Origin of the sequence: Chryseobacterium sp. ZHDP1 (assembly GCF_018603435.1) — a bacterium.
GTDB classification, from domain to species: Bacteria; Bacteroidota; Bacteroidia; order Flavobacteriales; family Weeksellaceae; genus Chryseobacterium; species Chryseobacterium indicum.
Genome location: NZ_CP075682.1, coordinates 4,202,293 through 4,214,524 on the forward strand (window position 1 = coordinate 4,202,293; position 12,232 = coordinate 4,214,524).

9 protein-coding genes are annotated in these 12,232 nt (G+C 37.8%); 8 read left to right on the top strand and 1 reads right to left on the bottom strand.

Annotated elements, in window-relative coordinates:
• The first annotated feature begins 27 nt into the window (after positions 1 to 27).
• The 7 genes from KKI44_RS19460 to polA all read left to right on the top strand — a co-directional run bounded on the left by KKI44_RS19460 (position 28) and on the right by polA (position 10,871).
• Complete coding sequence (locus KKI44_RS19460) at positions 28 to 900, top strand: lytic transglycosylase domain-containing protein (protein WP_214588816.1); 873 nt, start codon at positions 28 to 30, stop codon at positions 898 to 900.
• Positions 901 to 934: 34 nt separating this feature from the next.
• Complete coding sequence (locus KKI44_RS19465; protein ID WP_214588817.1) at positions 935 to 2,872, top strand: type VI secretion system Vgr family protein; 1,938 nt, start codon at positions 935 to 937, stop codon at positions 2,870 to 2,872.
• Between the two features lie 2 nt (positions 2,873 to 2,874).
• Positions 2,875 to 4,554, top strand: coding sequence for a T6SS phospholipase effector Tle1-like catalytic domain-containing protein (locus KKI44_RS19470; RefSeq protein WP_214588818.1), 1,680 nt, complete (start codon positions 2,875 to 2,877; stop codon positions 4,552 to 4,554).
• Positions 4,555 to 4,612: 58 nt separating this feature from the next.
• Positions 4,613 to 5,605 (top strand): DUF2931 family protein, encoded by a 993-nt coding sequence (locus KKI44_RS19475; protein WP_250902102.1) that lies wholly within the window; start codon positions 4,613 to 4,615, stop codon positions 5,603 to 5,605.
• A 369-nt stretch (positions 5,606 to 5,974) separates the two neighbouring features.
• On the top strand, positions 5,975 to 6,382 hold the full coding sequence (gene tssD / locus KKI44_RS19480; RefSeq protein ID WP_084196398.1) for a type VI secretion system tube protein TssD: 408 nt from the start codon (positions 5,975 to 5,977) through the stop codon (positions 6,380 to 6,382).
• Positions 6,383 to 6,655: 273 nt separating this feature from the next.
• The gene (locus KKI44_RS19485) at positions 6,656 to 7,006 is read left to right on the top strand and encodes an immunity 51 family protein (RefSeq protein ID WP_214588820.1); all 351 of its coding nucleotides are present in this window, start codon (positions 6,656 to 6,658) and stop codon (positions 7,004 to 7,006) included.
• A 1,027-nt stretch (positions 7,007 to 8,033) separates the two neighbouring features.
• On the top strand, positions 8,034 to 10,871 hold the full coding sequence (gene polA, locus KKI44_RS19490; RefSeq protein ID WP_214588821.1) for a DNA polymerase I: 2,838 nt from the start codon (positions 8,034 to 8,036) through the stop codon (positions 10,869 to 10,871).
• Positions 10,872 to 10,988: 117 nt separating this feature from the next.
• On the opposite strand, the gene KKI44_RS19495 is transcribed toward polA, so the two are convergent.
• Positions 10,989 to 11,402 (bottom strand): hypothetical protein, encoded by a 414-nt coding sequence (locus tag KKI44_RS19495; protein ID WP_214588822.1) that lies wholly within the window; start codon positions 11,400 to 11,402, stop codon positions 10,989 to 10,991.
• Between the two features lie 136 nt (positions 11,403 to 11,538).
• On the opposite strand from KKI44_RS19495, the gene KKI44_RS19500 reads away from it, so the two are divergent.
• Positions 11,539 to 12,231 (top strand): hypothetical protein, encoded by a 693-nt coding sequence (locus KKI44_RS19500; protein ID WP_214588823.1) that lies wholly within the window; start codon positions 11,539 to 11,541, stop codon positions 12,229 to 12,231.
• Position 12,232: the final 1 nt, after the last annotated feature.

Here is a 12,232-nt window from a genome sequence, read left to right on the forward strand (position 1 = left end):
AAAAACTTTTCACAAAAGCATAAAACAATGAACCCAAATCTCAAAAATATCTTTCTAACCGCAATGGTATTGCTGTGCTCGAATATGGCGAATGCACAGTTTCTTGCCGCTTCCGATACTTCGGAAAGCAGTGTGAAGAGATATAAAAGTATCATTAATGCCAACAGAGAAATTGTAGATTTTATCGAATATTCTCTGGTTCAGAAAGGTTTGCCGAGACATTTGAGAAATCTAGCCTTAATAGAATCCCATTTCAACAGAAATATAGCTTCCGGAGCCGGAGCAGTGGGAGTCTGGCAATTTATGACCGCTCACGCCAATCAATACGGATTAACCGAACAGAACAGAACGGATCTTTACAAAAGCACAAAAACAGCAACAGTTTCCTTAGCCAATCTATACAAAAAATACAACAACTGGATTACTGTAGTGGCTGCTTATAATTGCGGAGAAGGAAATATTGCCAAAGCTATGACGGCTGCAAACTCTACTCAATACCATGTTTTTTATAAGTTTTTGCCGGAAGAAACCATCAATCATGTTAAAAAATATCTGAATGCATGCTATGCAACCGGAGAATTGCAGAATGTTTTGGCAAACTATAATTCCTCAAGAATGAACACCGTTTTCCTCGTAAAAGGAGGAAGCGGAAAAAACAATGTGCAATTGGCAGAAACCGAGATCAATGCAGGATTCAATCTCAACATCATTGCCGATGAACTGGATGTGGAAGTAGACAAACTCCTCTCCTGGAATCCCGGAATCAACGATGAACTTCAGAAAAAGGGAGAAAGCACATTGTATCTTCCGACCGATCTTATGCCTGATTTTTTATTGAGAAAGACAAAAATTCTTTCAAGATCCATAAAAGAAGGAAATACACCAAATACCGAACACTAAGCGATCATGTTTAACCTACCAAATCACAGGAAATATGAAAACAGAATCACAAAATATACTACAGAATCCTTCCTTCCGCCCATCGCAGAATGCAGACGGAATTTCTCAGAATCATCACACAGGAATCAACCGTCTGGTAAAACTTTCTCTCGTGATCGAAGGAAAAGTGATTAAATATTACAAGCATTTTCAACTTACCCAAAGCACAAAACGCCACCACCAATTCAGCGTGACATTGGCTCATGATGCTTTAGGTGACCGACAGACTCATACTCTCGAAGAAGCCAATAAATTTCTCGGAAAACGTTTAACAGCCGTTATTTCTTACAAAGATATTGAAAGCAGCCCCGAAAGAACCTTTGTCGGAGTCATTACAGGAGTAGGTTTCAGTCAGGAAAAAATGAGTCTTGGAAATATTGTGTTAACAGGGTACAGTCCCACTATCTTACTCGATGGAGCACCTCATATTCAGAGTTTTGGAGGAAGTTCGCCCGTTAATATGGGGATCATTGCCAATGAAGTCATCAAACAGGGGATCGATTCCAGCCGTTTTGATGTAAGAGTGGATACCAACGATTATTCACAGATTATTTACAGCAGTCAGTATGACGAAACGCACTACAATTATCTGGCAAGAATGGCTGAAGCGTATGGCGAACAGTTTTATTATGATGGCGAAGTGCTTCATTTCGGGAAACTTCCGCCTCAGAATAAACCAATCAAGCTAACCTACGGAAGCAGCGCAAATGATATTAAAGTTGAATTAAAAGCAGTACACACAAAACCCCAGTTCTACGGCTATAACAGCAGCAGACATGAAAGACTGACTTCAGGCGAAACACCGATTCAGCATGTGGGAGATTTGGCAAAAACAGCTTATTCCCACAACGAAAAAATATATAAAACCCCTGCATTACAGGTTGCGCCCATTAAAGCTTCCACCCATCTCGACGTGGAATATTCTCAGAAAAGTGCGGCGGGAAGTGAAGCGGTGAGCGTATTTTCATTTTCAGGAAATACGACTGTTCCTTTTTTGCATCCGGGTTGTGTCGTGGATGTTCAGATGAGGAAATTAGACAGCAACGAATCCGATTATTTTACGAGAATCATGGTGACGGAAGTTACTCATGAAATTGATACGATTGGACATTATAAAGGAAGTTTTGAAGGAATTGCTTCAGACACCGGATTTTTACCAAAACCTGAATTTAAAATTCCTAAAGCCGAACCGCAGATCGCCACCGTCATTTCCAATACAGATCCGGAAGGACAGGGAAGAGTTCAGGTAAGATTCGACTGGCAAACCAATGATACAACGCATTTTATTAGAATGATGAGTCCCGATGCGGGAGGAACCGATCAGGTGAACCAAAACAGAGGTTACGTTGCGATTCCAGAAGTGGGAGATCAGGTGATGGTGAATTTCGTTCACAGTCATCCCGACCGACCTTTTGTGATGGGCGGAATGTTCCATGGCGGAATCGGTCTCGGCGGCGGTGTGGACAACAGAGTGAAATCTATCCAGACGAGAAGCGGTCACAGAATTATTTTTACAGAGGATGAAAGCATCGTCATTACCGATAAATCGGGAAATAAAATTCATTTAGACACCACCGGAAGCAACATCACCATTACAGCTCCCGAAACCATGACGTTCAATTGCCGGAACATGAACATCAACGTCGGCGAAAATATGAGCACCAATGTCGGAATGAATAAATCTGATACCATTATGGCAAATCATACCGAAAGTGTAGGTTCCATGAAATATCTTTCCACCGGAGCCGATTTCATGACGAATGTTGTCGGAAAAATGAGTCATTATGTAAAAGGCGATATGGAAGTCTACGGTGAAAAAGAGCATAAATTAACCAGCCTTAAAGGCGTTGAGGTCAACAGTCAGGGAAAAGTGGAACATCACGCAGAAAAAGAAGTTCAGAACAATAGTGGCGAGAAATCTAAAAATCACTAAAAATGAGCATTGAATATTTTGTAGAAGGTAAAGCGGTCACCCGTTTTGATGGAGATTCCAGAACTTTTGCCAAAGAAGGCATCAGTCATAACAGTGCGGCAACCGTAGAACAGAAAGGAAACGGAACAGGAGTAAGTTATAACAAAGCAGAAACCATTAATCCTGATGATAAACCCGTTAATACTATCGATATAAGCCTGAATCTTTTTTTTGACGGTACCCAGAATAATAAAACCAATACCCAGCTTGGCGGAAATTTCAAAGAAGCAAGCAGCGATAAAGATGACAGTTACAACAACGAGTTTACGAATGTTGCACGCGGTTACGACACCATCGATCCGAATGCGCAGAATCAGGTTTCATGGTATATTGAGGGAATCGGAACAGAAGACAGAAAAAGCGACAGCATTTTAAAAGGCGTTGCGCAGGGAACCGGAGATACCGGAGTCGTGGCAAAAGTGGCAAAAGGTTGTAAAAAAGGAGCCGAAGCCATCGTAAATAAACTTAAAAACAATACAAAACCGATCGGAGTTCTTACCGTAAATGTGTATGGATTCAGCAGAGGAGCTGCGGCGGCGAGACATTTTATCCATGTGGCAAATTCTCCGGGAATAATTTCTTATGCTTTAGGAAAAGAGACGTTACAGGTTTTTCCTCCGGAATTCATCAATAATGAAACGGTGACAATTAAAGATAAAGACGGCTCTAAGTCTCAGTTCATCATGCGGCACGGATATTTCGGAGCCTGTCTTCTGGCGCAGGATCTGGATGTGAAGGAAATAAAATTCCGTTTTGCAGGACTGTACGATACCGTTGCTTCTTACGGACTTAACCACAGAGGAGGTTTCGGAATTGATGACGATACAAAACAACTTGGTTTAGACACCATCGGAGGCGGAAAAGTAAATTTTGTGCTTCAGCTTGCTTCGGATGATGAATACAGAGATAATTTTGATTTAACGAATATCGACAGTACTGGTTTATACGGACTGGAATTTACCCTTCCCGGAGTGCATTCCGATATTGGCGGATCTTATGGAGAAGGAGATGAAACTTCCGTTTTATACTGCGATTCTTACGATCCATATAACAATATAAACACCCACAAAGAATGCGAAGCGTTTAAAAAAATTGTGGTGGAGGAAGGATGGTTTCATGATGAGCAGTTGGAAATTAAATATTTCAGGCAGAAAGATGTGAATTACGACCGATGGTGGAATAAAACCTCTATGTATTACGGTCTCGTGGGAACCAGAAAGTTATCCAATAAATATGACAAAATCCCGCTGAACCAGATGTTTCATTATTCCAAACAGCATGAAGTGATATATCTCGAAGATCTCATCAACGAAAATCATAAAATAACAGATTCCTTTTTAACCGGAATTTACAGTCAGCTTTCTACCTACACCAACGCGTGTAACCAGCTCAGAAATAACTATGTAGAAGATTTTAAAGCCGGAAAAAAACCTTCAGTTGCCAAATACAAACAGGATATCAAAGCGATTTCGTATTTAGGTCACATTCAGGAAGAAGACCTTAAAAAATTAAGAAACGAATATCTTCACTGGTCTGTAAAAGCCAACCAAATCGGTCTGGATGCACGACCCAACGACAATGCCCCGAAAAGAAGAGGTGCATTGGCTGCACAATACCGCAAAAGAAACATACAGAATGGATAAAACGATAAAAATAGTATTTTTTTTAATCCTCCTTTTTCAGAATATAAGTTGCCAGAAAATGAAAGAAGAACAGTTGCCGGAATTTAACGTGGAAATAAGCAGTCCGAATAACAATATGATTGTAACGCCTGTTGAAGATAAAATTATCACTTTGGAAGGCGTTCCTGCAAGTCTGCCTTATGGAAGCTCTTCGGGAACGTGGGGAAATTCCGGGAAAGGCTGGACAGAACAGTATGGAACTCCCGTCGGAATAGATGTTACTTATTTTTCCAGATATGAAGATACTTTTTATCATCTTAAGGCAGATTTTCCGGTAGAAAAAATTAAAGATTATATGCAGCGTGCGTATGCGCAGCGCGAAGCTTCTTTTTACAATAAACATCTGGAAGAATATAAAAATCTGGGAAGGAATGAAAAATACAGCAGCGCAGAAAATCCGTACAACAGTTTTACAACGCTTGTTTTTGGTTTTGCTCCAAAAGGAGTTGTCGTAGTATGGCTGAGATTCCGGGCTGTTCAGATTGAGCTGGGGAAATTTCAGGCTGAAGTTATAAAAGATGATAAACAGCTTGAGCAGAAGTTTTTTTCCAAACTTTCGGTAACACGTGAAGAAATGAAAAAGAACAGATTTGTAGAGATTACACCGAAAGAATGGGAAGACTACCGCAAAAAGTACAGCTGGAAACCACAAATTACTTCAGAAAATCCGGCTTTTAAATTATTTGAATCCAATATCAGTTATTACAACGCGGAAGAAGAAGTTATTCTCCGTTCATGGATTGATAAAATTCCTTCAAGAGAAAGAGCGGTTCCAAAAGAACTGAATTTTATCTGGGAAACTGCGAAAGGCGAGCAATATGTTGGAAGAGCGTACTTCAATTGGGAAAGGCTCAACAGTGAGTTTGAAAAAGCAGGAAAAGACTTTCAGTTAGATTTTAAAGTAGCAAAAGACAACAGCAGTTTTGATATTTCCATCAATAACCAGCCTGTAAAAGCAGACAGCATAAGAATATTTAAGACAGACAGAGAATTCCAAGATTCCTACCAATAAAGAAATTATCAGTTCTCAGTTCAGTTTATACGAATTCCGGTGAAAATCTTTTCATCGGAATTTTTATTCAGCTATGAGATTCAATCCGTTAACAAAAGCTAAAATGATCTTAATTAAATCTTAATATTTCTCTTTTTAGTGTGTAAATTTAGCTGTATTTTCATATTTTAAAACATTTTAAATATTTGATTATTAATATTTTAATTTTAAAAATATTTCTTTAATCGTAGAATTACTACACGAAGTCGTAGAATTACTACAAAAATTCAGATTCATATTCGATTCCTTTCGGGTTCAGAAAAGGTGTTCTATCTTTGGAATACCAAATCAACCAAATCACAAAATATTAACGATTAAAATTTACGAATCATGGCAGCAAATTCAAGAGGAATTTTAAAATTCAACGGCGGCGAAGGACAAAAATTATTAAAGCTGAACTACAGTGTTTCAAGATCTACAGACGTTTCCGGAAGAGTAGCATCAGATCCTTCCAATGCACTGATTAAAGTTACTGTGGAAGCTACAGAAAAATCCGACATCCTTGAAAGCTTACTTAACGGAAAATACAAACCTACAACCGGCGAAATCACATTCAACAAATCTCACGAAGAAGGTACTTTAATTACTCTGGGGTGGGAAAACGGATATGTTATCCAACATGAAGTGGATTTCGATGCAGTGGATGAAAACAGTATGCTGATCAGCTTTGTCATCAGCGCAGAAACCATCGACTACGGAAATTCCAAGTATGAAGGTTTATGGCCGGGAGCTAAATAATATAAAACACAACAATCATCTTAGTAAAAATAAAATTGGTTACAGAATAGCCTGGCTCAAAAGAGCAGCTATTCTGTTTTTTTTTCAATTATTTCATCTTTTTGAAGACCGGAAAACTAAATTTTTAACAGGAGGCCTTTTCCGGAAATGTGAGAACCGATGTGTTTTTTAAGCTTAAAAATAACGGACAAACGTTAATAAATGTTATAAAAAATGGATGAGCTCATAAATTTATTATCTTTAATATTCTATTAATTTTAATAAAAAAACATTATGGAAGCCTACAATTTTGAGACTGCTATTAAGCCCTTTTTTTGGGTATCCTCAGAAAAAACGTATTCAGTATGTTTAAACGCAGGAACTTACAAACCCGAAATTTTCGAATGGAGAAAAGATGAAGGTTTCGAAGGAAACGGTTACGACTGGACTTCGCTGGCAAAAGTTTTTGTGGAAGAGAAAAAACCGAACCTTTCAGAAGATATTAAGTTTGATCCCGAAGCCGATATGTTCTGTGCTTATTCCAATAATCCGGAAAGCCTGAAAGAATTTATTTCCGAATTCAAAAAAGCCTGTGAAGACGAAATGCTGATTCAGGATCTCTTTTCAAAAGCCGAAATTGACTAAACTATTCCAAAATATTCAAAAAGATCTCAAATTTGAGGTCTTTTTTATTTGAAAAATATTTTCAGGAGCTATTTCTCGCTTTCCGCACTCGCTATTTACAAATTTTCGGCTGCGGCGGCAAAGCCGCCGCAGCCGAAAATTTGTAAATGAGCTCAGACAAATGCTGCAATCGAGGCTAGGAAATAGAGATCGTTGAGATTTTCAGTAAGATTAGTACTCATTTGTCATTCTGATTGGAATTTTGCGAAGCATTATGGAATGAAGAATCTTTACACAAGTAGTTAATTTAGATTCTTCCTTCGTCAGAATGACACAAGCAATGCTAAACCAACCTTCCAATTTTCTTCAATCCAAAATTTAATTAGATATCCTCTGTCATTCTGATTGGAATTTTGCGAAGCATTATGAAATGAAGAATCTTTAACTTAGATTCTTCCTTCGCCAGAATGACAGTTCATATTCAATTAAAATCGACTTCGGAAGCTGAAGCGTTAAGAAAATGAATCCTATGAACGTTAAAAAAATTCTACTGTCTGAGCGCGACAGAATTTTAAAACGAAGAACCAGTGTACATTCGCGCGGGTTTTAGAATTTTTAGAGCATAGGATTCATTTTTAGCATTCAGCTTCTCGGTCTTGAATTTTTGTTTCTTTTGTTTCAAGACAAAAGAAAAATATTTAAAATAGAATTCAACATTTAGATTCTTCCTTCGCCAAAATGACAGCTCATATTGCTTGAAAATCGACTTTGGAAGCTGAAGCGTTAAGAAAATGAATCCTATGAACGTTAAAAAAATTCTACTGTCTGAGCGCAGCAGAATTTCGAACCGAAGAACCAATGTACCATTCGCGCGAGTTTTAGAATTTTTAGAGAATAGGATTCATTTTTAGCATTCAGCTTCCCGGTCTTGAATTTTTGTTTCTTTTGTTTCAAGACAAAAGAAAATATCTGAAACAAATTCGGTCTGCTTGTCATCAAGACAAAGAAAAAGAAAAGTAATTTCTTATCTTTGTTCCTTATGGAAAATATGGACGCAACACAAGATAAAAGGTTATTTCTCATCGATGCTTATGCGATGATTTTCAGGGGATATTACGCATTGATCAGAAATCCGAGGCTTACAAGCAAAGGTCTGGATACTTCTGCCATCTTCGGATTTACCAATTCTTTAATTGAACTCATCAGAAGAGAAAGACCAACCCATTTGGCGGTAGTTTTTGATGTAGGAGAAGCCAGTGTAAGAACCGAAGACTTCTCAGATTATAAAGCCAACCGAAGCGAAACGCCTGAAGCCATTAAAAATGCGATTCCATATATTCACAGGATTTTGGAGGCGATGCACATTCCTATTTTGGGAGTTCCGGGATATGAAGCAGATGATGTAATCGGAACCATTGCCTGCAAAGCAGAAAAAGAAGGCTACACCACATTTATGGTGACTCCGGATAAAGATTTTGCACAGCTCGTAACCGATAAAATCAAAATTTATAAACCGGGACTTAAAGGCGGAGACATTGAAATTTTAGGCGTTGAAGAAGTCAAAGCCAAATACGAAATTGAAGATCCGAAGCAGGTAATCGATTTCCTGGCGATGATGGGAGATGCGGTCGACAATATTCCCGGACTGGAAGGCGTTGGTGAAAAAACAGCCATGAAATTCCTGAAAGAATTCGGAAGCATAGAAAATCTTTTAGCCAACACCAATCAGCTTAAAGGAAAGCTGAAAGAAAAAGTAGAAGCTTCAGCCGAAAGAGGAATCTTATCCAAAAAGTTAGCGACCATTATCTGCGATGCGCCTGTAGAATTTCATCAGGAACAGTACGATCTGGAAACGCCTGATTTTGAGAAAGTAAAAGAAGTTTTTGAAGAAATAGAATTCCGGAGATTGTATGAAAATCTTTACCGTGCTTTTGCTCCTGCTGCATCCGCAACCGTGGTTACAGAAGTGGAAGTAACCGTTACGGAAACGACTCCGCAGCAAAAAGCTGCACAGGCAGTCGGACAGTTGGATCTTTTCGCCACTTATGAAGATCTTGATCAGGCAACCTCCACAAAATCAACGATTGAGCAGAATGATCACCTTTATCAGTTTGTGGATAATCCGAAAGCACAGAAAATTTTAGTCAATAATTTATTAAAACAGAAAGTAGTCTGCTTCGATACCGAAACCACTTCTCTTAATGAACTGGAAGCTGAATTGGTCGGGATGAGTTTTTCCTACAAAAAAGGTTTGGCGTATTATGTTCCGTTATCCGAAGATCAGGGAGAAGTCTTGCAGACTTTGGAAATTTTCAGACCGTTTTTCGAAAAAGAAGATCTGGTAAAAGTAGCGCACAATCTGAAATTCGATTATAAAATCCTGAAAAGATATGACATTACGGTAAAAGGAGCCATGTTTGATACCATGATTGCGCATTACCTTTTAAATCCGGACGGAAGACACGGAATGGATTATCTTTCAGAAGTTTACTTAAATTACAAACCTGTTTCCATCGAAACCATCATCGGTAAAAAAGGAAAAAAACAGGGCAATTTCCGTGATGCGGATCTCAGAACCCAGACCGATTACGCAGCAGAAGATGCAGATGTAACTTTCCAGTTGTACGAATTGTTTGCGCCGCAGCTTAAAAAAGAAAATTTAGAAGACTTATTCTTCAGTATAGAAATGCCTTTGATGGAAGTTTTGGCAAAAATGGAACTGGAAGGAATTTCTCTTGACGAAAAATGGCTGGCTCAGGAAAGTATTGATCTTGAGAACGATTTAAGACAACTCGAATCCAAAATATTTGAGATTTCAGGTGAAGAATTTAACATGAATTCTCCAAAACAGCTGGGTGAAATTTTATTTGAAAAAATGCAGCTTGATCCGAAGGCTAAAAAGACAAAAACAGGACAGTACGCAACTTCGGAAGATGTGCTTCAAAAATTGTCTTCAAAACACGAAATCATCAAGCATATTCTGGAATACAGAACCTATCAGAAATTAAAATCAACCTATGTTGATGCATTACCGTCGCAGATTGAAAAATCCGATAACCGCGTTCATACCAATTTCTCACAGACTACGGCTGCAACAGGTCGTCTGGCGAGTGTAAACCCTAATTTGCAGAATATTCCGATCCGAACTTTAAGGGGACAGCAAATTCGTGGAGCGTTTGTTTCAGCAGAAGGAAAGAAAATTATTTCTGCCGATTATTCCCAGATCGAACTGCGTTTGATTGCCGAAATTTCAGGGGAAGACAATATGATTAAAGCGTTCCAGAACGGGGAAGATATTCACGCTTCTACGGCGGCAAAACTGTTCAATATTCCATTGGAAGAAGTTTCCAAAACACAGAGAAGTCAGGCAAAAACCGTAAACTTCGGAATCATTTACGGACAGGGCGCTTTTGCATTGGCAGAGCAGACCGGACTTTCCAGAACGGAAGCCAAACAAATGATCGAAGCCTATTTTGAAACCTATCCAAAACTGAAGGAATACATGGCGGAACAGGTAAGAAAAGCCCGTGAAGTCGGTTATGTGGAAACACTTTTAGGCAGAAAACGTCATTTGAAAGACATCAATTCCAATAATTTTGTGGTTCGCGGTCACGCGGAACGAAATGCGGTGAATGCTCCTGTTCAGGGAAGCGCAGCAGATGTGGTAAAAATGGCAATGATTAAAATTCAGAAAGAACTGGAAAAGGAAAAGCTGCAGACAAAAATGCTGCTTCAGGTGCATGACGAATTAATTTTTGAAGCCCCGATTGATGAGGTGGAAGTTGCCAAAAACATCATTAAAATGGAAATGGAAAACGCCGTTGAAACGCAGGTTCCGCTATTGGTTGAAGTTGGAGTAGGAAATAACTGGCTGGAAGCGCATTAAAAAATAAAAAAGTATAAGATGCTTCGGCAAGCTCAGCATGACGTCGCTACGAATGAGCCGCTAAAATAAGGCGGTAAGTATTAGAGATGTCATGCTGAGTGTGTTGAAGCATTCTCTTTATCTTCTTCTTGAAGGAGAACTTCTTGTATGTGGTCTAACATAAGTTCCATCCTTTCGGGTGTAACCCTTTACATGAACTGTACCGCCGGAAAACGATGTGCTGCTTGATCTGTAAGATGAAGAATTATATGAATTAGAGCTAGTTGTATAATTACTATAAGTGGTATAAATAGGATTATATACCCATCCTGAATAATTGCCCCATTTTATTTTTTTATAATTTTTTTTATTGGCTCTAGATGAAACAAATACTTGTGTGTCTTTCGGAACTATCGTAACTACATTAGAAGAATCTGCGGTTGCATAGATTTTTGAGTCTTCCGTTAGTAAAACAGTATAATAATTTGTTGAACATGATAATGTGGCAAGACAAATGGTTAAGAAGTAGATAATGTTTTTAAAGAATTTCATGCTTATTTATTTAATTAATGATGTCAAATTTATGATGATGAATTAAAATAAACTTACGGCTTTCCGTAATTCAAATTTTAATTATTGATTTTAAAGTTTAGAAGAGTATTATTCTTAATTTTAAATAAAAATTTTGATGAAGTTTTTATTTTTGCTTTTCCCTATCATTATCTTTTCCCAAGCGAAAAAGGATTCTATTTATGAAAATTATATATATTCAAAAGCGAAATGCATTGAAGAAAATAAAAAAGATAAGATTCTGTATGATAAGCTAAAGCATGAAGCTTCCGAAATGGATTTCAATTCTTTAACTAGAACCTTAATAGATGATTTGGATGAGCGACAATTTACCAGAAGATACATTAATTTTAGATACAGTGTTTTTAGATTAGAATGTGGAAGTTTCGATCCTGGCGAATATGAATGTGAAAAAAACAATCTCAAAGATCCGTTTTATAATCTTCGAAATTGGACTACTGATGATTTGATTTATTTAGGGAAAAAATTTAAAGATAAATTTATCATTCCAAGTTCGGTTGGCAGTGGTTTTGGATATTATGAAGGATATTATTACGTGGATAAAGAAGATGCAGAAAAATTCAAGAAATTTAGTGTAGGAAAAGTGAAGGAGTCCGGAGCAGAATTTTACTACTATTCCAAAAATAGTAAAGATTCTTTGGAAATCTCAGGAAATACAGGGATGGATTACATTCAATTTAGTTTTTATAATCTGCCGGATCATCAGGTAAAAGTTTATCAGTATATCAACAGTAAAAAAACAGTAAAAACTTACGAATATAAATATGATAAGTGGGAAATTATTGAATAAT